At 61.9% G+C, this 23,366-nt stretch carries 23 protein-coding genes and 1 tRNA gene; 8 read left to right on the forward strand and 16 right to left on the reverse strand.

Annotated elements, in window-relative coordinates:
* Positions 1-115 precede the first annotated feature (115 nt).
* On the reverse strand, positions 116-1,861 hold the full coding sequence (locus CR152_RS08500; RefSeq protein WP_099874526.1) for an allantoate amidohydrolase: 1,746 nt from the start codon (positions 1,859-1,861) through the stop codon (positions 116-118).
* A gap of 82 nt (positions 1,862-1,943) precedes the next feature.
* A complete protein-coding gene (locus tag CR152_RS08505) occupies positions 1,944-2,882 on the reverse strand; it encodes a LysR substrate-binding domain-containing protein (protein ID WP_099874527.1) in 939 nt (312 codons plus the stop codon).
* Positions 2,883-3,004: 122 nt separating this feature from the next.
* On the opposite strand from CR152_RS08505, the gene CR152_RS08510 reads away from it, so the two are divergent.
* Positions 3,005-4,222: a urate hydroxylase PuuD gene (locus CR152_RS08510; RefSeq protein WP_099874528.1), complete on the forward strand. Its 1,218-nt coding sequence runs from the start codon at positions 3,005-3,007 to the stop codon at positions 4,220-4,222.
* An 11-nt stretch (positions 4,223-4,233) separates the two neighbouring features.
* Complete coding sequence (locus CR152_RS08515) at positions 4,234-5,469, forward strand: M20/M25/M40 family metallo-hydrolase (RefSeq protein WP_099874529.1); 1,236 nt, start codon at positions 4,234-4,236, stop codon at positions 5,467-5,469.
* A 125-nt stretch (positions 5,470-5,594) separates the two neighbouring features.
* Here the strand turns inward: CR152_RS08515 and CR152_RS34805 are convergent, their stop codons facing one another.
* The 6 genes from CR152_RS34805 to CR152_RS08545 all read right to left on the reverse strand — a co-directional run bounded on the left by CR152_RS34805 (position 5,595) and on the right by CR152_RS08545 (position 9,831).
* On the reverse strand, positions 5,595-6,326 hold the full coding sequence (locus CR152_RS34805; RefSeq protein WP_307718604.1) for an alpha/beta hydrolase family protein: 732 nt from the start codon (positions 6,324-6,326) through the stop codon (positions 5,595-5,597).
* Positions 6,327-7,946 carry a DPP IV N-terminal domain-containing protein gene (locus tag CR152_RS08520; RefSeq protein ID WP_307718565.1) on the reverse strand — a complete coding sequence of 540 codons (1,620 nt, stop codon included), beginning with the start codon at positions 7,944-7,946 and terminating at the stop codon, positions 6,327-6,329.
* A gap of 125 nt (positions 7,947-8,071) precedes the next feature.
* Positions 8,072-8,506, reverse strand: coding sequence for a DUF6691 family protein (locus CR152_RS08525; RefSeq protein WP_099874530.1), 435 nt, complete (start codon positions 8,504-8,506; stop codon positions 8,072-8,074).
* A complete protein-coding gene (locus tag CR152_RS08530; RefSeq protein ID WP_099874531.1) occupies positions 8,503-8,940 on the reverse strand; it encodes a YeeE/YedE family protein in 438 nt (145 codons plus the stop codon). The genes CR152_RS08525 and CR152_RS08530 overlap by 4 nt, the downstream gene beginning before the upstream one ends.
* A complete protein-coding gene (locus tag CR152_RS08535; protein WP_099874532.1) occupies positions 8,927-9,274 on the reverse strand; it encodes an ArsR/SmtB family transcription factor in 348 nt (115 codons plus the stop codon). The genes CR152_RS08530 and CR152_RS08535 overlap by 14 nt, the downstream gene beginning before the upstream one ends.
* Positions 9,275-9,564: 290 nt before the next feature.
* Entirely contained in the window at positions 9,565-9,831 is a 267-nt protein-coding gene (locus CR152_RS08545) for a hypothetical protein (RefSeq protein ID WP_099874534.1), read from the reverse strand.
* A 269-nt stretch (positions 9,832-10,100) separates the two neighbouring features.
* Here CR152_RS08545 and CR152_RS08550 point away from each other — a divergent pair, with 269 nt between their 5' ends.
* On the forward strand, positions 10,101-10,547 hold the full coding sequence (locus CR152_RS08550; protein WP_157778391.1) for a hypothetical protein: 447 nt from the start codon (positions 10,101-10,103) through the stop codon (positions 10,545-10,547).
* A gap of 136 nt (positions 10,548-10,683) precedes the next feature.
* Here CR152_RS08550 and CR152_RS08555 read toward each other — a convergent pair whose 3' ends face one another.
* The 4 genes from CR152_RS08555 to CR152_RS08570 form a co-directional block, all read right to left on the reverse strand.
* Entirely contained in the window at positions 10,684-11,187 is a 504-nt protein-coding gene (locus CR152_RS08555) for a DcrB-related protein (RefSeq protein ID WP_099874536.1), read from the reverse strand.
* A 46-nt stretch (positions 11,188-11,233) separates the two neighbouring features.
* Positions 11,234-12,049: an ankyrin repeat domain-containing protein gene (locus CR152_RS08560; RefSeq protein ID WP_157778392.1), complete on the reverse strand. Its 816-nt coding sequence runs from the start codon at positions 12,047-12,049 to the stop codon at positions 11,234-11,236.
* 260 nt (positions 12,050-12,309) lie between these two features.
* Positions 12,310-12,741 carry an alpha/beta hydrolase gene (locus CR152_RS08565; RefSeq protein ID WP_157778393.1) on the reverse strand — a complete coding sequence of 144 codons (432 nt, stop codon included), beginning with the start codon at positions 12,739-12,741 and terminating at the stop codon, positions 12,310-12,312.
* Between the two features lie 57 nt (positions 12,742-12,798).
* A complete protein-coding gene (locus CR152_RS08570; protein WP_099874539.1) occupies positions 12,799-14,367 on the reverse strand; it encodes a GH39 family glycosyl hydrolase in 1,569 nt (522 codons plus the stop codon).
* Between the two features lie 209 nt (positions 14,368-14,576).
* Between CR152_RS08570 and CR152_RS08575 the strand changes: the two genes are divergently transcribed.
* Entirely contained in the window at positions 14,577-15,293 is a 717-nt protein-coding gene (locus tag CR152_RS08575) for a 4Fe-4S dicluster domain-containing protein (RefSeq protein WP_099874540.1), read from the forward strand.
* Positions 15,294-15,297: 4 nt separating this feature from the next.
* Positions 15,298-17,925: a molybdopterin-containing oxidoreductase family protein gene (locus CR152_RS08580; RefSeq protein WP_099874541.1), complete on the forward strand. Its 2,628-nt coding sequence runs from the start codon at positions 15,298-15,300 to the stop codon at positions 17,923-17,925.
* A 69-nt stretch (positions 17,926-17,994) separates the two neighbouring features.
* Here the strand turns inward: CR152_RS08580 and CR152_RS08585 are convergent, their stop codons facing one another.
* The 4 genes from CR152_RS08585 to ispB all read right to left on the reverse strand — a co-directional run bounded on the left by CR152_RS08585 (position 17,995) and on the right by ispB (position 21,226).
* Positions 17,995-19,338 carry a type II toxin-antitoxin system HipA family toxin gene (locus CR152_RS08585; protein ID WP_099874542.1) on the reverse strand — a complete coding sequence of 448 codons (1,344 nt, stop codon included), beginning with the start codon at positions 19,336-19,338 and terminating at the stop codon, positions 17,995-17,997.
* A gap of 47 nt (positions 19,339-19,385) precedes the next feature.
* Entirely contained in the window at positions 19,386-19,778 is a 393-nt protein-coding gene (locus CR152_RS08590; protein WP_229413313.1) for a helix-turn-helix domain-containing protein, read from the reverse strand.
* Between the two features lie 345 nt (positions 19,779-20,123).
* A tRNA-Pro gene (locus tag CR152_RS08595) sits at positions 20,124-20,200 on the reverse strand.
* A 36-nt stretch (positions 20,201-20,236) separates the two neighbouring features.
* Complete coding sequence (ispB, locus tag CR152_RS08600; RefSeq protein WP_099874543.1) at positions 20,237-21,226, reverse strand: octaprenyl diphosphate synthase; 990 nt, start codon at positions 21,224-21,226, stop codon at positions 20,237-20,239.
* 251 nt (positions 21,227-21,477) lie between these two features.
* Here ispB and rplU point away from each other — a divergent pair, with 251 nt between their 5' ends.
* The 3 genes from rplU (at position 21,478) to obgE (ending at position 23,355) form a co-directional block, all read left to right on the forward strand.
* Complete coding sequence (gene rplU / locus CR152_RS08605; RefSeq protein ID WP_054268134.1) at positions 21,478-21,789, forward strand: 50S ribosomal protein L21; 312 nt, start codon at positions 21,478-21,480, stop codon at positions 21,787-21,789.
* Positions 21,790-21,858: 69 nt separating this feature from the next.
* Positions 21,859-22,143, forward strand: coding sequence for a 50S ribosomal protein L27 (gene rpmA, locus CR152_RS08610; protein WP_054266569.1), 285 nt, complete (start codon positions 21,859-21,861; stop codon positions 22,141-22,143).
* A 102-nt stretch (positions 22,144-22,245) separates the two neighbouring features.
* Positions 22,246-23,355: a GTPase ObgE gene (obgE, locus tag CR152_RS08615; protein WP_099874544.1), complete on the forward strand. Its 1,110-nt coding sequence runs from the start codon at positions 22,246-22,248 to the stop codon at positions 23,353-23,355.
* Positions 23,356-23,366 lie beyond the last annotated feature (11 nt).

The following is a 23,366-nucleotide window of genomic DNA, read 5'->3' on the forward strand; positions in this document are numbered from 1 at the left end:
TGCCACTGGCAGAAACGACTTCCCGCGCCAAGGCAGCACTCGGCGGGAACCAAGTCCGTAGCGCAGTCACCGACTAAACAAGCAAACTTGGGTTCCCGCCTGCGCGGGAACGACGCTATAGTAGGTTCCTCAAAAAATCGAGCAATATCTGCGCTGCCATCTCCACATCGTCCGCCGTCATCGTCTCCAGCCGGTTATGGCTGATCCCACCGTTGCCGCACCGTGTAAACAACATCGCCACATCGGTAATCTTCGCCATCGCCATCGCATCATGCCCGGCGCCGGATGCGAGATCGTAACGCGGCAAACCGGCGCGTTCGATTGCATCGCCCAGTTGATCCATCAGCGCCGGCGCACATGGCGCGGCCGGTGCCGACACGATCTGCTCGACCTCCACTTCCACATGGCGCCGTCCGCAGATCGCCTCGATGCCGTCCAATATCTCCTTGACCGCCGCATGGCGCACAGCGTCGTCCGCAGCGCGGATGTCCAGCGACAGCTTGCAGTGGCCTGGAATCACATTCACCGATCCATTCGGCACCTGCAGCTGTCCCACCGTGCCCACCAGCGACCCGGCGCCGCTGCAGCGCCGCTCCACCAGCAGCACGATCTCCGCCGCGGCGGCAGCGGCATCCTTGCGCATATTCATGGGCGTGGTGCCCGCGTGGCTGGCCAGCCCGGTCAGGTCGACCAGATAGCGCGAGCTGCCGGCAATCGCCGTCACCACGCCCACCGCCAGGCCGCGCTCCAGCAGCACCGGCCCTTGTTCGATATGCACTTCCACAAAACCCAGCAGATCTTCAGGATTGCGCGCGATCGACGCTATCGCGCCAGGATGGTGGCCGGCGGCTGTCAGCGCCTGCAGCATGGTGACGCCGTCGGCGTCGACCTGTTCCAGCAGCGCCACGTCGAACTGCCCGATTACGGCGTTACTGCCCAAGAAGGTACTGCGAAAGCGTACGCCTTCTTCCTCGGCGAAACCCACCACTTCGAGGTGATAGGGCAGGCGCTCGCCGCGTTCGTGCAAGTGGCGCACCACCGCAATCGGCAGCAGGATGCCGAGGCGTCCGTCGTACTTGCCGCCATCGCGCACGGTGTCGTAGTGCGAGCCGGTCATCAGCGTCTTCGCATCCGGATCAGCCGACAGATAGCGCCCGACCACATTGCCCACGGCGTCGATGCAGGTTTCCATGCCGGCGTCGCGCATCCATTCGGCCAGTTGCGCCGCGGTGCGCTGGTGCACGCCGGTCATGTAGGAGCAGGTCAGGCCATCATCGGCTTCGCTCCATGCGCCGATGGTTTCGGCCCATTGCATCACGGTGGGTCCGAATACGGGCGTCAGTGCGAGCAGGTCATTGATGCGCAGTTCGGCGATGCGGTGAATCTGGCGCAGGCATTCGGCCATTTCGTCGGGGCGCTGGTTTTTCAGGCGCCGCGTGAAGGTGTCGATGATGGCGCGGCGCGTCAGGCCGTTGCCGTCCGGGCCCTTGACCGCGAGGATAAACGGAAAGCCGAAGCGCGCGTTGTAGTCGGCATTGAGCTTGTGCAGGGTCGCGTATTCTTCCGCGCTGCACAGGTTCAGGCCGGACTTGGCCTGCTCATTGGTCGACTCCTGCGTCAGTTCACCGGCGATGGCCGCTTTGCCGGCCAGTTCGGGGTGGGCGCGGATCAGGCCAAGCTGTTCGTCGACGCTGGCCTTGGTCACTGCCGTTTGCAGCGCGTACTTGAGCGCCGTTACGGTCGCGAACGGGCGAGCGGACAATGCGCGTTCGGGAATCCATGGCGAATGTTCGTAAATGCCGCGCAGGGTGTCGACAAAGGCCGCCGCGTCGCAGCTGTTCAAATCCGTCAATGTAGTCATGTTATGGGTATTCCATCTTTGATTACCGATCATAAGCGCTGGCTGCGTTGTACACATACGAGCCAGCTGATAACCGCTATCGCTACTTCTGCACCAGCGCCTTGGCCGCAGCGCTGACCTGGTCGCGCAGCCATTTGTGTTCGGGCGCCTGGTGCACGCGTTCGTGCCACAACTGGTAAAACCGCATCGGCGGGAATTTCACCGGCACCGTGAAGCTTTTGAGCGGCAGCGTCTTTTCGTAAAAGCGCATGAACTGGCGCCCGGTGGTCAGTACCAGGTCGGTCTGCGTGAGCATATACGGAATCAGGCCGAAATAGGCCGATTCCACCGCTACCTTGCGCTGCATGCCCTGGCGTTCGAGGAAGGAGTCGATCACGCCGTGGTAACCGGGCAGCATCTGTGACGGCGCCACGTGGGGCAGGGTCAGATAGTCTTCGATCGTCATCGCATCGCTGGCCGTGCGTTTGGCGTACGGGCTATCGGCGCGCATGGTGCAGATGATCGGGTCCTCGAACAGCTTGGAGATGTGGAGATGCGCGGGTGGCTCGTCCCAGTTGGCGATGACGAGGTCCATGTCGCCGTCCGATAGCATGCGAATATAATCGACGCCGCCACCCAGACTGTGGATCACCACGCGGCTGTTGGGTGATCCGCGCCGCAGCGCCGCCACCATATTCGGCAAAAATTGGCTGTCGAGGTAATCCGGCGCGGCGATGTGGAAGGTGCGCGCTTCTTCCTGCGGCATGAAAGGCGATTTTTTGACGAACAGGCTTTCCGTTTCATCGAGGATGCGTTTGGCCGGCTTGAGCAGGCTTTCGCCGTGCTGGGTCGGCACCATGCCGCGTGCACCGCGCACGAGCAGCGGGTCGCCGGTCAGCTCGCGCAGTTTGCGCAGCGACGCCGAGATCGAGGGCTGCGGCTGATTGAGCTTGAGCGCCACGCGCGAGACGTTTTTTTCGACCAGCAGCAGGTACAAAATGCGGATCAGGTGCAGGTCGAGGTGTTGGGGAAGGCTGGACATCGGTATGTATATGAATTCGAGTATGTCGAATATACGCCATATTTCATGTTGTGGCACTTGAATCAGTTTATCTTGGGTAAATTCGCGCTACTATCGCCGCAGCCCACGCAACAAGGAACCCCATGGAAGTGTTCGGATACCTGATCCCCTACGGCCTCGAATGGCTCAACCTCATCGTGCGCTGGCTGCACCTTATCACCGGCATCGCCTGGATCGGCGCCTCGTTCTATTTCGTCTGGCTAGACAACACCATCCGCCCTCCCGCGCCGGGTTCCGACCTGGCCGACAAGGGCGTGTCGGGCGAATTGTGGGCGGTGCATGGCGGTGGTTTCTACAACCCGCAAAAATATCTGGTGGCGCCGGCCGAACTGCCGAAGGAACTGCACTGGTTCAAGTGGGAAGCCTATTCCACGTGGCTGTCCGGTTTTGCGCTGCTCACCATCGTCTACTACTTCAACGCGCAGGCGATGATGGTCGATAAGGCCGTGGCGGACCTGACGTCGTGGCAGGCGATCGGCATCGGCATCGGCAGCCTGGTGGTCGGCTGGACGGTGTACGACCTGCTGTGCCGCTCCCCGCTCGGCAAGCGCGACCTGCCGTTCGGGATTGTGATGTTCCTGTTCCTGGTCGCCAGTGCGTATGTGCTGAACAAGTACCTGAGCGGGCGCGCCGCCTACATCCACGTGGGCGCCATGATCGGCACCATGATGGTGGCCAATGTGCTGATGCTGATCATTCCGGGACAGCGCAAGATGGTGGCCGCGATGATGGCCGGCCAGAAGCCGGACCCGATTCACGGCCTCAAGGCCAAACAGCGCAGCGTGCATAACAACTACTTCACCCTGCCGGTCCTGTTCATCATGATCAGCAATCACTACGCGATGACCTACCGCCACGAGCATGCGTGGGCGGTGCTGGCCGGGATCATGGCGGCGGGCGTGTTGATCCGCCACTTCTTCAACCTGCGCCACAAAGGCCGCGTGGAGTGGAGGTATCCGGTGGCCGGCGTGGCGCTGCTGCTGGCCGTTGCCATTGCCATCGCGCCCAAGGCGCCTGCCGCTGCGGCCGCGGGCGTCGATCCGGCGGCGCAGTTCGCGCAGGTGCAGGCCATCGTCGTACAGCGCTGCGCGACGTGCCACGCCGAGCGTCCGACCCAGCCCGGGTTTGCCAGCGCACCGGCCGGCGTCATGCTGCACAACGCGGAACTGATTCGCCAGAACGCAGCGAAAATTTACCAGCAATCGGTGCAGCTCAAGGCCATGCCGATCGCGAACCTGACCAATATGACCGATGCCGAGCGCGCGCAGGTCGCCGCGTGGTTTGAAGCCGGCGCTAAATAGGAATAACGGAAATGACAATGCAAGCACAAGAAAAACTGATCGACTGGATCGACGCCCATTTCGACGAACAGGTGGCGTTTTTGCAGCAGGTAATTCGTATTCCGACCGATACGCCGCCGGGGAACAATGCGCCGCACGCTGATGCCGTGGCCACCATGGTGGAAGCATTCGGCTGGAGCGCCGAGAAGCATGCGGTGCCGGCGCAGGCGGTGCGCGACTACGGCATGGAGAGCATTACCAACCTGATCGTGCGCCGGCCCTATGCGGCAGGCGGGCCGACCATCGCGCTCAATGCGCATGGCGACGTGGTGCCGCCCGGCGAAGGCTGGGTGCATCCGCCGTATGGCGGCGTGGTGGAAGATGGCTTTATTTACGGGCGCGCGGCGGCGGTGTCGAAGTGCGATTTTTCGACGTATATTTTCGCCGTGCGCGCGCTCGAAGCGCTGGGCGTGCCTCTCAAGGGCGGTCTTGAACTGCATTTCACCTACGACGAGGAATTCGGCGGTTTGCTGGGACCGGGCTGGCTGCTCGAACAAAAGCTGACCAACCCCGATTTCGTCATCGCGGCGGGCTTCAGCTACAACATCGTCACGGCGCATAACGCCTGCCTGCAGCTGGAAGTGACCGTGCATGGCAAGTCGGGACATGGCGCCATGCCGGAAACCGGGCACGATGCGCTGCAGGCGGCAACGCGCATCCTGAATGCGATTTACGGGCAGCTGCCGGAACTGAAGAAAATCAAGTCGAAGGTGGCGGGCATCGATTCGCCGACCATGCTGGTGGGCCGCATCGATGGCGGCACCAATACCAACGTGGTGCCGGGGAAGGTCGTGCTGAAGATGGACCGGCGCATGATTCCGGAAGAAGATCCGGTCGCGGTGGAAGCGCAGGTGCGGGCGCTGATCGAGGATGCAGTGCGCGGCGAGCCGGGGATTCGGGTCGAGATCAGGCGCCTGCTGCTGTCGCACGCGCTGCGGCCGTTGCCGGGGTCGGACAAGCTGGTGGCGAGCTTGCAAAAGAATGGCAGGCAGGTGATCGGCGAGGAGATTACGGCGCAGGGCACGCCGCTGTATGCGGATGCGCGTTTGTATGGCGAACACGGGATTCCGGCGGTGCTGTATGGCGCCGGGCCGCGCACGGTGCCGGAGTCGAATGCGAAGAAGGCCGATGAACGCCTGGCGCTGGAGGATTTGCGCAAGGCGACCAAGGTGGTGGCGTTGACGTTGCTGGATTTTCTCGGGCGCTGACATCCGCTCCGTCGTTCCCGCGCAGGCGGGAACCCAAGTTCGTAACGCAGCTACAGGCGGACCGAAAAACTTGGGTTCCCGCCTGCGCGGGAACGACGGAGCTTGGAGTAGCCGGAACGACGGGGTTACTTCAACGTCCGCTCAAACAGCTGGTAAATCCGGCGATACTGGTCGTACCAGCTCTCCGGCTGCACAAACGCGTGGCGTTCCAGCGGATAGCTGGCCAGTTCCCAGTGATCCTTTTTCAGCTCAATCAAGCGCTGCGCGATGCGTACCGAATCCTGGTAAAACACGTTATCGTCCACCATCCCGTGCGAGATCAGCAGGTGTCCGCGCAGCTTGTCGGCGTACTCGATCGGCGACGACTTGCGGTACGCTTCCGGATCCAGATCAGGCGTATTGAGAATGTTCGCGGTGTACTCGTGGTTATACGTCGTCCAGTCGGTCACGGGCCGAAGCGCCGCGCCTGACTTGAACATCTCCGGCTCGCGCATCAACGCCATGAAGGTCATGAAGCCACCATAACTGCCGCCGTACACGCCCACGTTTTTCAGGTCGCCCTGGTGGTTCGCCGCCATCCAGTTCACGCCATCGACGTAATCTTCCAGCTCCGGATAGCCCATCTGGCGATAAATGGCCGTACGCCAGGCGCTCCCGTACCCTCTTGACGCGCGATAGTCCAGATCGAGCACGATGTAGCCCTTCTCGACCAGCAGGTTGTGGAACATCTGCTCGCGGAAGTACACCGGATACCGCTTGCTGACATTCTGCAGGTAGCCCGCGCCGTGCACGAACATCACGATCGGGTACTTCCTGCCCGGTTCCAGATTCGCCGGACGATACAGCTTGCCCCAGATCTAGCCCGCGCCTTTGGTCGACGGCACTGCCACGTACTGCGGCTCGATCCAGCTGCGCGCCTTGAAGTCAGGCGAGCGCGTATCGGTCAGCTTGACAGGCGCGCCGCCACTGGCTGCGATGGTTGCCAGCTGCGCCGGCATGTAGCTCGACGAATAGTGCACCAGCAGCTTGCGTTCGTCCGGCGACAACGCAAACTGCTCGACGCCTTCGAGCGCCGTCACTTCGCGCAGCTTGGCATCGACGGCCGAGACCGAGCACACTTCATACGTACCCGGGTTCTTCGGGTTGCACATCATGAAAGCGGTGGCGCCGTCGGCCGACCACTGGATGCGGGTCGCTTCCCATTTGCCCTGCGTGAGCGCGCGCGTCTTGCCGTCGCTGGCGCGGGTGTACAGGTGCGCGTAGCCGCTTTCTTCGGAGAGATACCACAGCGTGCTGTTATCGGGCAGCCAGCCGAATTCATTGTTGCCCGAGTTGACCCAGGCATTGTCAGTGACGCGGTGGGCCGGCTTGAGCGTGGCGCCGGCCAGGTCGACGGTGGCGATCCAGCGGTCCTTGTTGTCGGCGGCGCGCAGCATCACGGCCAGGCCTGTGCCGCTGCGGTTCCATTCGACCGCAGCGCCGTCGTCATCGACGCGCACCACGCGGTTGCCTTTCAGTTCGGGCAGTTTTTGTGCCTTGCGCAGGTCCGCCAGCGGGTCGACGCCGATGCCGGGCAGGCTGTCGAAGGACAAATCGCGCATCTCGCGCGTGGCCAGGTTGACCAGCTTCAGGGTGTGCGAAACCGGTGCGTTGCGGCCGACGCGCGGACGCTGGTCGTCGAATTCTTCGTAGCCCGATTCGGTCACGTAGCGCGGCAGCTTGCCGATGCGGCCCTTGTCGGTGGCCTTGGGTGCGGTTACCAGCAGCAGCCAGCGGCCGTCCGGCGACAGGGCGCTGCCGTCGATGACGACTTTGTCGCCCAGGTAGATCGGCGCCGGTGCGCGCGTGGGATCGGCGCGGCGTTCCTGCTCGGCGCGGTCGCGGCTCGCGTCGCGGTCGTCCTTCTGGCGCTTGAGGGTGGAGATCAGGCGCAGTTGGAGGTCGCGCAGGTTGTCGGCGTCCGGCGCGGCGGCGGGGGCCTTGGTGGCGTGCGCCGCAGCCAGCGGCGAGATCAGGCGGTCGGCGCGGTTCCAGCCGAGCCATTCATGGCCGACGCGGAACTGCACGCTGCGCCCGTCGGCGGAATACTGGGGCGCGGCCAGGCCGTTGCTGCCGCGCGTGATCTGGGTCAGTGCGCCGCTTTTGAGATCGCGCTCGAACAGGTCGCCGTTGCGCAGCATGATGGAGCGCGTGCGCTCGCGGTTGTAGATGACCTTATCGCTGTCCAGATTGGCCAGTTCGGCGTCGCCAACCAAACGTGGTTTTCCGGGCGCGGCCTGGTAGATGTCGCGCAGTTGCGAACCGGTGCGCTTCTGTTTGTAAAACACCTGCTTGCCGTCCCAGCTCCACCAGGCGGTTTCCGCCGGCGTGCCGATCCAGTCGGGGTGGGCCATCGCCTGATCGAGGCTGATGGGCGTGGCGGCGACGGCGGGGATCGCCCACATCGCGGCCAGGAGGGGTAGTACAAATAGGCGCATGGTAAATACAGTTCGAGAGGAAATGAAAGGAAATGCGAGAAGTTGCAGGATCGCATTCTAGCGCAGGCGCGGTGGGTGTGGGCGGCTGGCGGGTTGGCGCCGCCGCACAACATTGCGCACCCGGCCTATCGCACGCGGCGTGCCTTGCGGATCGATTCGATCAATTCAAAGAGGAGCATCCCGCCCAGCATGGCCGCGACGAAAACCAGGGCATCGCTGCCGCCGGTCGCCAGCGATGCCAGCGCGGGGCCGGGGCAGTAGCCGGCCACGCCCCAGCCCGCGCCGAAGGTCAGCGCGCCGGTCAGCAGGCGCCGGTCGAGCTTGCGCGAGTCGGGCAGGTGCTCTGTTCCGCCCAATAGCGTCGTCGAACGCCGCGCCGCGATGCGGAAGGCGATCGCCGCTACCGGAATGGCGCCGGCCATCACAAACGCCAGTGCGGGATTAAAGTCGCCGGCCAGGTCGAGAAAGCCGATCACCTTGGCCGGATCGGTCATGCCCGACAGGATCAGGCCAAGCCCAAAGACCAGGCCACTGACGAACGCTGCGCTGACGTATTTCATGAGGCTCCCGATCCCAACAGATGGCGCAGCACGAAGACGGTGACGAAGCCGGCCAGCATGAAGGCGGCGGTCGCGGCCAGCGAGCGGGGCGACAGGCGCGCGATGCCGCACACGCCATGCCCGCTGGTGCAGCCGGAACCGTAGCGGGTGCCCAGTCCGACCAGCAGACCGCCCACGATCAGGCTCGCCTTGCCGGCTTCGACGTGCACCTGGGGCAGGGGAGCGAACAGCACGAACACCAGAGGGGAGAGCACCAGTCCGAAGAGAAAGGCGATGCGCCAGCCGAGTTCGCTACGAACCGGACGCAGCAGTCCGCCGAGGATGCCGCTGATGCCGGCGATGCGGCCATTTAGCAACAGGAACATGGCGGCGGCGAGGCCGATCAGCGCGCCGCCAGCCAGCGCGCGGACAAGGTCAGGACTAAGCGGTGGCATCGTCTTTTTTCTCCGGAGGCGGTGAACAGAACTGCTGATACAGCACATCCATAACTGCGCTGGCCTGCGCGCTGCTGAGCGAGTAGAAAATCTGCTTGCCGGCTCGCCGTGTACTGACCAGTTGTTCGTTGCGCAGCACGGTGAGCTGTTGCGACAGCGTCGGCTGGCGAACGCCGGTCAGTTGTTCCAGCTCTCCCACGTTGCGCTCCTGGTGCGACAGCTGGCACAGCAACAGCAGGCGGTCGCGGTTGACCAGCACTTTTAACAGCGCGCACGCCTGGTCCGCGCCAGCGGCGAAGCGTTCGAGATCGAGTGAATTTTCCAGCATGGGCATGGGCACGGCGACAACCGTCAATATCAATCTGGATAATATATCACAGAATATAATATGTCCAGGTCAGTTGTTCAGGGCTGGGAATGCCGGGATCGAGGCGGAGGAGGGGAAGGGGGTGCGCTGCAGCGGTGGCAGCGCGGAAAAACATCCGGCCACGAGCGCGGCCGGTGAGATTTAAACGTCTTGCTGGTCTTGCTCTGGCTCCGGGCCATCGCGGAAGAAGATGGCGATGCGAACGGCCAACGCAATCGCTGCCAGCGCGCCCGGGAGGTATTCGATGACTTCCATAATCAACCCCGCGAAGCCAGATTGCGCAGTTCAGCCGCCAGGCTAGGATGCATGTGCTGGTAAGCATTTGCCATGACGATCAGCTTGCGATGGCTGCGCATGCGCGCTCGGTCGTTCTGGGTCGGCTTGACCGCTACTTCCTGCGCGATGAACTGGCGCTCTTGCGCGGCAAACAGCGCTGCAGCAAAGGCACGCGCCGCATTGCTGACGTCGGTCAGGTAATGGCGGAAGCTTTGGTTCGTCGGTTGGGTGTAGGTGGCGCTGCTCATTTGGAACTCTCCTGGGGATTAAATTGCGTTGTTGCAGTGCAGTATAAGAGAGTCCAAGGTATAAAGAAAATTTTGATTTATGATGCCTCATATCACGGCGGGAAATAACTCCGATTTTGCGTCAATATGCATTATTCGCACCAGTGATGTCGTTGGGCAATATGACGTATCCGTATATCAATATGAATAAAGGGGCAAATGCAGCCGGAGATTGCAGCCCCGATGTGATGCGCTATGCTGCCTGTTTGAGCTCTTTCAGACGTGGATGGATGACAAAACTTAAAACGTTCAATCATGTGGCCGCGGGCGTATCCCAGTCCTTCATCAGCCGCAATAACGATGTGGGCGGCTACTGGGCGCTCGGAGAACTGTACAAGGACGCCAGTGCGCCGGATGATGCTGTCCAGCTGCAATTGCTCGATGGTGTTGCGATACCGTCCACTCGCAGCGTCTGCCAGGTCGCTAAAAACTACGCGGTGTTTTTGCAACGGGCGCTGGCTGACAAGGGCATAGCGTCCGATGAGCTTGCGGATGCGAATGTATGCATACAGTTCAATGCAGAAGCACCCGAGGGCGCAATCTCCATGGAATATCAGGGCGATCCTTTCGTTTGCACCGTTACGTTGAGAACAGCGCAAGGAAAGGTGGCGGTGGCGAAAGCGTACGGGCGCTGCCTGCGCAATCGGTGGGGAATGTTTGCCGGTCGGGCGGGATAGCGGTTTTCGCCCCCGCATGCGATCGAACGCGTGCGCTTATTTTGTCTGCCCTGCGCGGAGGAATATGATGCGCTGGTGTGGGCAATGAGGCCGGTAATGCGGCCAGCTTCGAGCATGGCGGCATGACGTCGGGTTTTTACGCGTCGGCTGGGGCCGCGTCTCCATCGGCGCTGGCGGGCGGCGCAAAACTGTCGAGCCAAGTGCGCCAGAGGGTCTCGAAACGTTCGTCGAACGGACGCGCGCTGGCGGCGGTGAGGATCAGCGCGCGTTTCGGTCCGATCAAAAAAGCGGCCTGGCGCTGGCGGATCGTCTGGGCTCCGTTCTTGTACTGCGCCTCGATCCGTTCGCCCGACATTTCCGGCTGATGCGAGCCAAGGCGCTCCGGCGCGCGTGCCAGCAGCTTGTGGCCGGGCATGCGCGCCTTGAGCAGCCCAAGTTGGCGGTCGACATACGTGGTGAGGGTTTCGCCCTCGGCCAGCCAGTCGCGCGCGATGCTCAGGTTGGGCTGGTTCTGCAGGTCGGCCGGCACGAAGATATTGGTGGTGTTGTCCTGGTAGCCCGGAGGCAGGCCGATGCTGCCTTCGTGGATGCCGACGCGGGGCGCCGGCTCGGTGCTGCTTGCTGCTGTGTTCTCGCTCATGCGCTATATCCGTTTTCTGGGGAGTCAATAAGTAATCGGCGTGGTGCTATTTGGTCGAGTAGCGCGGCGGCGTGCTGTTGTTGGCGCAGCGCGGCGGACGCCGGCCGATGCAGCGCTCCAGCATGGCGACAATGGCGGGCAGGGCGCGCCGGCGCGCGATGGCCAGCGCGTTTTCGCCGCGCGCGTTACGCAGGGCTGGGTCGGCACCATGGTCCACCAGCATAGCGGTCAGTTCGAGATTGCCGGCTTCGATGGCAAGCATCAGCGGCGTGGTCGCTTGCGCCCCGGTTTGGTCGATCGCAGCGCCCAGCTTGAGCATCATGTCGGCCAGCGCGGCTTGCGCGCGCACGTCCGCGTGGTGGGCGCTGTTGGCCAGGTGGTGCAAGGCTGTGTTGCCGTCGTCGTCGCGCTGACGCGTATCGGCGCCACGTTCGAGCAGGGCGCTGGCGGCGGGCCACTGGCCGGCATCGAGCGCCGCGTGCAGTGCCGTGCCTCCGTGGGCGCTTCGCGGCGCATCGAGCACTGCGCCGGCCTGGTGCAGCATGTGGATGGCGTCGACGTCGCCGCTGGACGCCGTCTTTATCAGGGGCGTGACGCCGCCATGGCATGCATTCGGATTGTCGCCGGCGGCCAGGACTTTTTTCAGCGCGGCGTGGCGCTCCTTGCCGAGGGAGGCGAAGATGCGTGGGGCGCCCGGCGCGGGGGCTTTGTCGTCGACCGTGGGTTGTGCCGTGACGGCGGGGCAGCGCTGCGGTGCGGACGGTTGCACCGGCAGCGGTGCCGCGGACGCCATTGGCACGGCCAGCAAGCAGGCGGCCAGCACGGCGAGGCGGGCGGCGTCATTCATTGCGAAGCGGCGCACGGCGGTTTCTTGGCATGCATGGCGATGGCTGGTTCCAGGTCAGTCCCCCGGGTTTGATGGGGCCCGGGGATGTGTGCAATATTAAAAAAACAAGATGAATTCTAACAAACCATATCATGGAAGACAATTTGTATCGGAACGCAATGGGCGCCTGGGGCAGTTTGGCTGGTGGTGAATGACCTTGTCGGCAGACTCGCGCCGCTGCAAGGAGCGGCGCCGGCAAGCTGCCCGGGATGGTTGATCCGCGTGCGGCAGGGCGCTTACTGCGTGGTGATTTCTGTCGCCGACAGCGTGATGTTGGTGGCCGTGCCGCTGTCGCGCAGGATCTTCTGCGCGATCACGCGGTTCGCTGGCGCCAGCACGTTGAAGTGATCGGCGCCCGGCACTGGAACGAAGCGGATTCGCGGGTTGCGCGTGGCTTGAAGCGAGTCGATATTGCCGCCCGCGCCTTCGATCACAAACACGGGCGAACGTACCGATTCGAGCCAGCGACCGGGTGAGCGCAACGCGGCTTCGCGCGGATTGGCGGGATTGAAGCTCGTGAAGCGGCCGCCGTAGCCGTCGATTTCATCGACCGGGCCAAGCGAAAAGACGGCGCGGTAACGCGTCGAGGTTTCGGCGGTGCCGGGGGCGGCATCGTAACGCACGAGGCTGAAGATATCGGCGGGCGGCGCGGGGATGGGCGGCTGCACGCTCACCTTGCGGACGATGGGCGGCCGGGTACTAATGGGATGCCGATTTACTCGCGCTTACTTGCGGCGACTCAGTTCAAGCAGAACCACGTCATTTTCACGCAAGGGCAGCTTGATGCTGAAACGCCCATCGGCGCCCACGCGCACCGTTTTTTGCTCATCAGGCTTGCCGCTGGCGAGCGATTTCAAGGTCGCGACCTGGCTTTTTCCCAGCTGTTTCGGTGAACCCATGCCGATGTAGGCGGTGAATGCATCGTTGCGCTTGTAGCCGACCGTGGAGATCTTCATCGTATAGCTGCCGGTTTTCAGTCCGCGCATATTCACCTCGGCCTGGCCTTTATCCTTGGGCGGCAAGTCCTTGATGAAATACTGCTGATTGTTGACACCCTCCGGCAGCGTGCGCGTGTAATCCCACAGCAGCAGCTGGACGTTGCCCCGTTCGTCGGTGGTGGCGAACGAGTGGCTGTCGCTGTTTTTCAGTGCCGTCGGCGCAAGCTGGTTGAGAAACTGGTAGGCAAAATACGCGGGCTTCTTGATCCCCTGGGTATTCATCAGGCCAAAGCCGCCGTGAAAGGCTTCGATGCGCGGCCCGGCTTCTTCAAAGATATCGGTGAACACCCAGTAGGACATCGATTGCGCCGCGCCGCCGACCTGCTTGAGCTTTTGCAGAATGTACGCGGCTTGGTGGTAGCTGTCGTGCGTTGGATCGGCCGGCGTGTACGACGAACTCCATTCCGTGTAATGCAGGTCCAGCTTGGGCATGGCCGATGCCGCGATTTCCTTGCGGTTCCTGAGCACGTCGTCGCTGACCGCGCCATTTTCTTTGCTGAGCACCGTGCCGGTGGTGCCGTATTCGTCGAGGAAGCCTTGATTGACGCCGTACGTGTGCGTGCTGACGAAATCGAGCGGCACCGCATTGCTTGCACAGTAAGCGATCATTTCCGGTATCCATGCGGCGCCGGCGGTGGCGGGGCCGCCGACCTTGTACCTGGCGTCGACGCTCTTGATTGCGCGCGCGGCATGGCTGTACAGCTTGAAGTAGTCGTCCCGCGATGCGACCCAGAGGCCGTCCAGGTTCGGTTCGTTCCACACTTCAAAATACCAGCTGGCCACTTCTTGCGCACCGTAGCGTTCGGTGAAGTGTTCGGTCAGGGCTTTGATCAGGCGTTCCCAGGCAGCATAGTCTTTCGGCGGGGTGACGTTCCCGCGCCACCAGAAGACGGTCTTGTCGCCGCTGGCCATCTGCGATGGCATGAAGCCCAGTTCGACGAAGGGTTTGATGCCGATGCTCAGGAGATAATCGTACAGCGCGTCGACGTATTGGAAGTTGTAGTGTTCCTTGCCCTGCGCGTCGACGCGGTACACGGCCATGTCATCTGAGAGCAGGCCGTGCATGCGGATATATTTGAATCCCGCATCGCGTTTGACCTGGGCGAGCTGTTGCTGCCAGTCGGCGCGTAATCCTTCATTGGCCCGGCCGGCGCCGATGGAAAAGTTGAAGGCCGGGTCAAAGCGTCCCGCGATGGCGTTGGCATCGAGTTCAATCACGCGCGTTTGTGCCAGGCTTGCCAGCGGCAACGCCAATATGGCACTCAGCAGGACTACGCCGATGTTCTTTGGACTCATGTTTCGCTCTCTCGCAGGACGTAAGGAATAAGGCTGTTCCCATTCTGAAAGAGATGCATCGGCGCCGCAATCGTCAAAACTGCGTATTAGCATTATGAAATCAGTCAGCGGCAGTGCGGACCCTGCGTCCCGCGTTCTTCTGGCGCCAATCGGGTGCGTTAATGATCGCGATGGTGGTTAAATGAGATCCTTTTCCGATTGGAACGACGATGACCGCACCTACCGCAACCGCCCCCAAATGGGGCATGGCGCTTGACCTGGAACGCTGCATCGGATGCCACGCCTGCTCCGTGGCTTGCAAAGTCGAAAACTCAGTTCCACTAGGAAATTTTCGCACCAAGGTGTATTACTACGACTTCACTGCCATCAATCCTTTCAACAAGAAGGAAACGATGAAGCGTGCTTTTTTACCGACGCTATGCATGCAGTGCGAGGACGCGCCCTGCCTGATCGCCTGCGAACAGGACGCGATCACGCGCGACGCCGACGGCATTGTGCGCATCAGCGAGGACAAATGCGACGGCGACCGCTCCTGCATCAAAGCCTGCCCTTACGGCGCGATCCACCAGGACCCGGTGACCAAGCTGGCCGACAAATGCGACTTCTGCTCGCACCGGCTGGAGGCGGACCTGCTGCCCGCCTGCGTTGAAGTGTGTCCGGCCGATGTATTCGCCTTCGGCGACCTGAATGACCCGGCCAGCCGCATCAACGCGTTCAACCGACGGCACGGCAAGGAACTGTCGGTGCTGAAACCCGAAGAGAAGACCAGGCCCGCCGTCAAATACCGCGGCATCGGCACGGTTGCCCCGCGCGCCATGGAAAAGAAAATCCCCAAGGGCCGCAACCACGACCCGTTCTCGTATGAAGTCGACACCTGGAGCCAGTTGCAATCGACATTCGCTCGTTCCACCGTGAAGAAAGGCTGAGAACATGGACCGCAGATCATTCATCAGGAACGGCATTGGGTCGATGGCGACGCTCGGCGTTGGCGAACTGATTCTCCTTAACCCGTCGACCGCGCAGGCGATGGCGTACCGGCCGGTGGCAAACGGCAAACAGCGCAAGATCAAGAACAACTACAAGACGGCCACGCGCGTCACCAGCGTATGCCTGAATTGCTCCACGGTGTGTGGCATTGAAGGCTTTGTGCAAGATAACAAGGTGATCAAGATCCGAGGCAATCCGCTCGACCCGAACATGGGCAGCCACATGACGTGCGCCAAGGGCCAGTCCGGCCCCAACGTCAACGATTATCCGGAGCGCCTGCTATACCCCCTCAAGCGCGCCGGCGAGCGTGGGTCGGGCCTGTGGAAGCGGATTACCTGGGAAGAAGCGTACGAAGAGATTGCCCGCCGCATTCGCGCCAGTGTCGATGCCGGCCACCCGGAACGCGTGTGCATCCACCAGGGCCGCTCGCGCATCGAGGCGGAGATCGGCCGCTTCCTCGACGCCATCGGCACGCCGGTATTGCTCAATCACCGCGCGATCTGTTCGTCGAACAAGCGCGCGGCCAATTACGTATCGCTCGGCGAGACGGACTGGGAATCGATCGATGCGGAGCGCTGCACCTACTTCCTTAACTTCGGCTCCAATTTTTATGAAGCGCACCAGGGGGGACTGCACCTGGTGTCGCGCGTGGTCAAGGCCCGCTACGACCACGGGGCCAAACTGGTCACGTTCGATGTGAGGCTGTCCAACACGGCCGGGCGCAGCGACGAATGGCATCAGCCGTTTCCGGGCACGGAAGGCGCCATTGCCTTGGCCATGGCGCACGTGATCGTGCGCGAGAATGAAGTCGATCGGGATTTTATCGACAAATTCGTGCAGCCAGGGCTGGACACCATCCGCACCTGGCTGGCGCCATGTACGCCAGCATGGGCGGCGAAGCTGTCGGGTGTAGCGGCGGCCGACATCACCCGGCTGGCGCTGGAATTCGCGCGCAAGCGGCCAGCGGTGGCGGCCTTCACCAATCGTGGCACGGGCGCGCATTACAACGGTTTTAATGCCGAGCGCGCGGTCGTCATGCTCAATGCCTTGGTGGGTTCGGTCGCGAAGGAGGGCGGCTATTGCTACGGTCTCGATGAAAAGCTGTCTCCGGCGCGCTATCCTGCCCCGGAGCCAAGGCCGCCCAAGCCGACCATCAGGACCGACCTGGAAGACCCGCCGGAGTGGCCGCTGGCGAACCGCTGGCAAAAGATGAAGGTCGGCCAGGTCGTGTTCGACTATTTGCGCCAGGGGCGCGCCAAGCTGGATGTCTACCTCAGCTATACAATCGCCGCACCGATGACCTGGCCGGAAGGGCGAAGCACGACCGTCGATGTCCTCAAGGATGAAAAGCTGATTCCCTTCCACGCCTGTTCGGATGTGGTGTATTCCGAAATGGCGCACTACGCCGACATGATTCTGCCCGATGCGACCTACCTGGAACGCTGGGGCATGGACATCCGTAACAATATGGAGCTTCAGCATTTTGTAACGCTGCGCCAGCCGATGGTGACCCCGCCCGGTAGCGCGACCAGCTTTGCCGATGTCCTGTTCGAGATCGGCAAACGGCTCGGTCCCGAGCAGGCGAAGTACTTCAAGTTCGGCAAGCACGAAGACTTTGTGCGGCATCAATGTTCGAAGCTGCCGACCAGGGGCGCGGACGGGAAGGTATTCAAGGACGGCTTCGACTACATGAAGCACTATGGCGTGTACGTCGATAGCGCGGCGCCGAAACCGTACGAGGTGTATCGCAAACCCCTCGCCGCGGCGCTGGTGGAAGGAAGCCGCGTGGACGAGAAAACCCGCGTGATCTACAAGGCGGACGACAAGGGCAAGGAAAAGGCGATCGGGCTGATGGTGGGCGAGGTACCGGTACGCGGCTTCACGACGCCGTCGCGCAAGTTCGAGATCCATGCGCCCGAAGTGGCGAAGGTGGCTGCGACGATCGGCATGGTTGACGACGGGCTGCCGACCTTCCATCAGGTCCCGTCGCACGTGGGCCTGGCGGCCGATCGCCTGATCCTGACCACGTTCAAATGGAACGTCCACACGCAGGGCAGGACCGCGTCGCAGAAGTATCTGGCCGAGATCGTGCATGACAATCCGATGTGGATTCATGCGGCGACCGCGAAGAAGCTGGGTATCAAGACCGGCGACACGGTGGAGCTGACCACGTATCGGCCGCTCAGTGGCGCGGTGGGGGACAAGGCGTACCGGGGCACGGGCGAGATACTGGGCTCGGCGACGGTGAAGGCATTCGTCACCAAGGGCATTCATCCGCGGGTGGTGGCGGTATCCAATTCGCTGGGCGGGATCACGGGTGGACGCTCTTGCGAGGGTGAGCGCGGGCGGCGCGTGGAGGTTGCGGCCAAAGGGCTGGCGCCGGATGCGGCGCAATCGTTCGGGCCGGCGCCGGCGGTCGACGACCTGGAGTTCGGCTTATGGTGGGACGAGAAGCATGGCGGACGCGGTAGCGGCGTGAATATCAATGCGATCCTGCCGATCAATCCGCAGCCGTTGGTGGGAATGCAGGCGTGGTTCGATACAGTGTGTTCGATCCGGAAGATAGTCTGAATGCACGCAAAAACGCCGAATGCCGCCTGGCCCGCACCCAGCCTGCGCGGATGCACCGCGCGGGGCTCATCAGGGCAACAGTTTGCGCGTGCCCGCCGTGCTGATGTCGTCCAAGTGCCTGAACGCAGGCGCAATCTTGGCGATGTCATCGGCCGCGACGCCTGAGCGCTCGAACGACACCTTCCACTCCCGAACCACGCGCCACACGTCGCCAACCAGCGCGCAAGCGCGGGGCAGGCTCAACGAGAACATGGCATGCCCCCCCAGCGCATTGTCGAGCGTCGCGAGGCGACCCTGCGGGCCAATGCCCAAGTGAAGGTAGCGCTCGGTAGCGAGGCCAGGCCGCGGCAGCACGTCGTAGAGAGGACTGAGACGCCATCCGGGCAGCCGAGGGTCCCAGAGAAATCCGTGGTTTCGCAAGTGGTCGTCATCGTTGCTTGCGAAGATGTTAAACACCATCCGCTTGAAGAGCTCTTCGTTGTCCGCTCGAATCACGCTCGGATGGCAGTACTTGCGTATGGCGAGGGCCAGGTCGGCATAGGATTTTGTCCGCGATTGCGTCTCGTCGCATCCCACCAGGGTCAGGCCGCTCACGAAACCCATGCGGCGCTCGGTCAAGCCGTCGGCAGGCAAGTGCATCAAGTCCGTTGCCACGGTGGGCTGCGCCCCCTGCGCCAGCCAGTAGCGGTCGAAGCGTCGAATCATCATGATGCGGCGGTCGCCGATGATACGCGTGTTTACAGGGGGTACGTTCAAGCCCGTCTCCCGTGCGAGCACCAATGAAGCACACTCGGCCGCAGGGATGTCGAAGGCGTCATTCTTGCTTTGAAATTTTGCGAGCCACAGGGAGCCGCCCGCGTCGCGCACAGAGGCTTTGGGCCGGGCGCCGCCAAGCGCCGAACCAGCCATGAAGATGTATTCAAGGTTGGCCGGGACGTCCTCGCCGGCCTCGATGCGCTCGGCAGCCTCCATCAAGTATGCCAGCGCGTGAACGCTGCCAGCGGCGCCCGTTGGCTCGTCCTTGATGTTGGCGCGAATATCCAGCGCGCCGACCCTTTCGCTGCCCGCATGGAGTAGGTATTGCGACTCCGGCAGGCTGTTTGCGGGTACTTTGAGTTTGGCCTCGATAACCCGGCGCCCCCAGGCGTCCGGGGCGGCGTCGCGGATGCCGCCGAAGCTCACCAGGTTGTTGACGGGCAGTAGTAACTTGCCCTTGATGGACTGCGGCCCACGGATAGCCAAGCTGACAGGGTCAACCTCTATGGCATCTGCACGATCAAGGTAGTTCAGACCGTAGGCGAAACTCGATGCCAGCAGCTCAGGGCCCTGCTCGGTCATCGTGAGCTGCCCGCAAGGTGCCCAGCTTTCGCCCAGGTACGCGAAGGTCATCAGCTTCAGTTCTTTGACAGCCATCGCAATCCCGCTTTAGATGACAGGCCTGACCGTTGCGGCGGCAGGTTCTAAAAGTTCAAGCCGTCGAGTTCCGCAGCACTGAGGTCTCGTACGCGCTTCGTCGATTCCCTCGCTTGCAGGGAAACAAGCGCCGGGTCGGACTCCAGCAGCAGGCTTGTCAGTGTGGTCCCTGGCGCAATCGCTTCCAGGTACCGTAGCACCTGTCCAATCGCCAGGCCAGGGTCGCCCTTCTCTATGCGGTAGGCCGTATTGCGTGATAGCCCGGCCCGCAGAGCCGCATCGGCCTGCTTGACATGACGCGCGTGGCGCAATCGCGCAAGAAGTTGTCCGAGGTGGACAACTTCTTGCGCGAGGTGCGTGCTGAGCACGGCCGACTGTCGTACTTTCATGTTCGTCAAATCATCCGTTAAAGAGTCAAAACTCGATTTAACGAGCATCATACTCGCGTGGGTGATGCCTGTCCACGTATGCTCGATTAATCGCACATTGTGGGGATAACGCTTGATTTAACGCGCTTGGCTATCTGCCACGTCGCTACGCGAACAGCAGTCAACCGTGGGGTCCGGCAGGTAGAATTCGCAGGGCAATTCGCGTGGAGGCATTGAGAGGGCCGGAGGAGGGGAGCGGCATCTTGTAGAGCGAAATCCCTCTCTATGGATGTGACGGGCCGATGAGGGTGAATTGCTGGGGGCGGGTTGGTGGCACAGATTTGGCACAGAAGGTGCCTACACGACGTATCGCTGAAAAACCTTCGAACGTATCTCGGTAAAAAAATAAGGAAATATTGGTCGGGGTGAGAGGATTCGAACCTCCGGCCTCTGCGTCCCGAACGCAGCGCTCTACCAGGCTGAGCCACACCCCGACGGGTGGTCAGATCACAGGTATTAAATTATGCCGCTCAGTGGTTCCTGTCAACTGCGAAGGTACACAGTTGCATCAAGCTTTGTTTGTACACGCTGTCCGGCAAACCGGCGATGGCGTCCGCCGCGCGCTTGGCGGCAATTTCCGCCTCGCGCCGAGTGAAGTCCAGGGCGCCGCTGCTGGTCACCGCGGCCAGGATGACGTCGAAATGCTGCTCGTCACCTTGCTCGATGCAGTTGCGCACCAGTTCGCGCTGTTCCGGCGTGCCGTTTTCCATCAGATAGATCAGTGGCAAGGTCGGCTTGCCTTCGCGCAGGTCGTCGCCGACGTTCTTGCCGATTTCGCTGGCGTCGCCCGCGTAGTCGAGCACGTCGTCGATCAGCTGGAAGGCCGTACCCAGCGAGCGGCCATATTCGCCGGCCGCGCTGATCTCGTCATCGCTGGCGCCGGAAATGAGCGCACCCAGTTCCGCCGCCGCCTCGAACAGCTTGGCTGTCTTGGAGCGGATCACTTTCAGGTAGCTTTCCTGCGTGACATCCGGATCGTGCATATTGAGCAGCTGCAGCACTTCCCCTTCGGCGATCACGTTGGTCGCGTCCGACAGGATCTGCATGACGCGCATATTGTTCAGGCCCACCATCATCTGGAACGAGCGCGAGTACAGGAAGTCGCCCACCAGCACCGATGCCGCATTGCCGAACAGCGCATTGGCGGTCTGGCGCCCGCGCCGCATCGACGATTCGTCGACCACGTCGTCGTGCAGCAGGGTAGCGGTGTGGATGAATTCGACCACGGCCGCCAGTTCATGGTGGGCCGTGCCCTTGTAGCCGTAGGCGTTCGCCACCAGCAGCACCAGCACGGGGCGGATGCGCTTGCCTCCGGCACTGATGATGTACTCGGCGATCTGGTTGACCAGGCTGACCTCGGAATGCAGGCGCTCGCGGATCACCGTGTTGACTGCCTCCATGTCCGGAGCGATCGATTGGGCGATGGTATTTTGTTGTGCGTGTAAGATGGCGGCGGACAAGGCGAACCTGCAATGGACGTTAGGTGCGGCGATTATACGACACCCCGCCTGTTTCCGTCCCATGCTCAACGGTTACGCCCGCCTATACGTACAGCCCGCCGCCGGCCGGCGCAGCGCCTTGTAGTTGTCGACATACCACGAACCTGTGGCCTTGTGCATGTCTTTTGACGAAAAAAACCAATCCATGTATAATCTGCGGTTCCCCCGGCTCCGGCCAGGGAATTTTTTAACATTTGATGAGGTTTCCTATCATGTACGCGGTCATAAAAACCGGTGGCAAACAATACAAAGTTGTCGCTGGCGAAAAACTTAAAGTAGAACAGATACCGGCAGACATTGGTTCCGAACTCACCATCGATCAAGTTCTCGCAGTAGGCGCGGGCGACACCATCAAGTTTGGTGCGCCATTGGTCGAAGGTGCAACGGTACTGGTAACTGTTGTGGCACACGGTCGTCACGATAAAGTGAAGATTTTCAAGATGCGTCGTCGTAAGCACTACCAAAAGCATCAGGGCCATCGCCAGAATTTCACCGAAATTCAAATCGTTTCGATCAACGGTTAATTCCGTGTGCCAGGCTCAATGAGCCCGGCTAGATCAGTCCAAAGTAACCAGCTATCCAGGAGTATTTAAATGGCACACAAAAAAGGCGGCGGCACAACGCGCAACGGCCGTGACTCAGAATCAAAACGCCTTGGCGTTAAAGTCTACGGCGGCCAGACCATCAATGCCGGCGGCATCATCATCCGTCAGCGCGGCACCCCAGTGCGCGCAGGCGAAAACGTCGGCACCGGCAAGGATCACACCCTGTTCGCGCTGGTCGACGGCAAGGTGAAGTTCGTTGTCAAGGGTGCAGGCTCGAAGCAGTTCGTTACCGTTGTTGCTAACGACCCAGCTCCAGCAGCAGTCGCAGCGTAAGTTGTATCCGCGCTGTCATGGCGCACATTTGTAAGGCGCAAGCCTTCCATTGAAAGGCTCTGCCCACGGTAGAGCCTTTTTAGTTTTAGGGCGGCACAAAATATGAAGTTTATCGACGAAGCAAAAATCGAGGTCATCGCTGGCGACGGCGGCAATGGCTGCGCATCGTTCTGTCGCGAGAAATTCCGGCCTTTCGGCGGCCCGGACGGCGGCGACGGCGGCAAGGGTGGGTCCATCTGGGCGGTTGCGGATCGCAACATCAACACCCTGGTCGACTTCCGTTACTCCAAAATGCACAAGGGCAAGGACGGCGAGCCCGGACGCGGCGCGGATTGCTACGGCAAGGGCGCGGAAGACATCTACATGCGCATGCCGGTCGGCACCTTGATCGTCGATAACAACAACGGCGAGATCATCGCCGACCTGACCGAGCACGGCCAGACCGAACTGCTGGCCAAGGGCGGCGAGGGCGGCTGGGGCAATATCCACTTCAAGTCCTCCACCAACCGCGCCCCGCGTCAAAAGACCGAAGGCAAGGAAGGCGAACGGCGCGAGCTGCGCCTGGAACTGAAGGTTCTGGCCGACGTGGGCCTCTTGGGCATGCCGAACGCCGGCAAGTCGACCTTTATCACGGCCGTGTCCAACGCCAAGCCGAAGATCGCCGACTACCCGTTCACGACCCTGCACCCGAACCTGGGCGTGGTGCGCGTGTCGCATGAAAAGAGTTTCGTCATCGCCGACATTCCCGGCCTGATCGAAGGCGCCTCCGAAGGCGCGGGCCTCGGCCACCAGTTCCTGCGTCACCTGCAGCGTACCGGCCTGCTGCTGCACATCGTCGACATGGCGCCGTTCGAGACCAACGTCGATCCGGTCAAGGAAGCCAAGGCCCTGATCAAGGAACTCGAAAAGTACGATGAGTCGCTGGTCGACAAGCCGCGCTGGTTCGTCCTGAACAAGCTCGATGTGGTGCCGGAAGAAGACCGCAAGAAGCTGGTCAAGGATTTCGTCAAGCGCATGGCCTGGAAGGGTCCTGTGTTCGAGATTTCGGCATTGAGCCATGAAGGCTGCCCGGAGCTGGTCAACGCCATCTACCTGCACCTCGAGACCGTCAAGAAGAGCGAGCACCGCGCCGAAGAAACGCAGATGACCGAAGAAGCACGCGGCATTGCGTCGATCGATCCGGACGATCCGCGCTTCAAGATTCTCGACTAAAATTGGCAGTA

Origin of the sequence: Massilia violaceinigra (assembly GCF_002752675.1) — a bacterium.
Lineage (GTDB): Bacteria > Pseudomonadota > Gammaproteobacteria > Burkholderiales > Burkholderiaceae_D > Telluria_A > Telluria_A violaceinigra.

Excerpts from the sequence above, each read along its gene's own strand:
- CR152_RS08500 (WP_099874526.1), bottom strand. The coding sequence starts at position 1,861 with ATGACTACATTGACGGATTTGAACAGCTGCGACGCGGCGGCCTTTGTC.
- CR152_RS08505 (WP_099874527.1), bottom strand. The coding sequence starts at position 2,882 with ATGTCCAGCCTTCCCCAACACCTCGACCTGCACCTGATCCGCATTTTG.
- CR152_RS08510 (WP_099874528.1), top strand. The coding sequence starts at position 3,005 with ATGGAAGTGTTCGGATACCTGATCCCCTACGGCCTCGAATGGCTCAAC.
- CR152_RS08515 (WP_099874529.1), top strand. The coding sequence starts at position 4,234 with ATGACAATGCAAGCACAAGAAAAACTGATCGACTGGATCGACGCCCAT.
- CR152_RS08520 (WP_307718565.1), bottom strand. The coding sequence starts at position 7,946 with ATGCGCCTATTTGTACTACCCCTCCTGGCCGCGATGTGGGCGATCCCC.
- CR152_RS08525 (WP_099874530.1), bottom strand. The coding sequence starts at position 8,506 with ATGAAATACGTCAGCGCAGCGTTCGTCAGTGGCCTGGTCTTTGGGCTT.
- CR152_RS08530 (WP_099874531.1), bottom strand. The coding sequence starts at position 8,940 with ATGCCACCGCTTAGTCCTGACCTTGTCCGCGCGCTGGCTGGCGGCGCG.
- CR152_RS08535 (WP_099874532.1), bottom strand. The coding sequence starts at position 9,274 with ATGCCCATGCTGGAAAATTCACTCGATCTCGAACGCTTCGCCGCTGGC.
- CR152_RS08545 (WP_099874534.1), bottom strand. The coding sequence starts at position 9,831 with ATGAGCAGCGCCACCTACACCCAACCGACGAACCAAAGCTTCCGCCAT.
- CR152_RS08550 (WP_157778391.1), top strand. The coding sequence starts at position 10,101 with ATGACAAAACTTAAAACGTTCAATCATGTGGCCGCGGGCGTATCCCAG.
- CR152_RS08555 (WP_099874536.1), bottom strand. The coding sequence starts at position 11,187 with ATGAGCGAGAACACAGCAGCAAGCAGCACCGAGCCGGCGCCCCGCGTC.
- CR152_RS08570 (WP_099874539.1), bottom strand. The coding sequence starts at position 14,367 with ATGAGTCCAAAGAACATCGGCGTAGTCCTGCTGAGTGCCATATTGGCG.
- CR152_RS08575 (WP_099874540.1), top strand. The coding sequence starts at position 14,577 with ATGACCGCACCTACCGCAACCGCCCCCAAATGGGGCATGGCGCTTGAC.
- CR152_RS08580 (WP_099874541.1), top strand. The coding sequence starts at position 15,298 with ATGGACCGCAGATCATTCATCAGGAACGGCATTGGGTCGATGGCGACG.
- CR152_RS08585 (WP_099874542.1), bottom strand. The coding sequence starts at position 19,338 with ATGGCTGTCAAAGAACTGAAGCTGATGACCTTCGCGTACCTGGGCGAA.
- CR152_RS08590 (WP_229413313.1), bottom strand. The coding sequence starts at position 19,778 with ATGATGCTCGTTAAATCGAGTTTTGACTCTTTAACGGATGATTTGACG.
- rplU (WP_054268134.1), top strand. The coding sequence starts at position 21,478 with ATGTACGCGGTCATAAAAACCGGTGGCAAACAATACAAAGTTGTCGCT.
- rpmA (WP_054266569.1), top strand. The coding sequence starts at position 21,859 with ATGGCACACAAAAAAGGCGGCGGCACAACGCGCAACGGCCGTGACTCA.
- obgE (WP_099874544.1), top strand. The coding sequence starts at position 22,246 with ATGAAGTTTATCGACGAAGCAAAAATCGAGGTCATCGCTGGCGACGGC.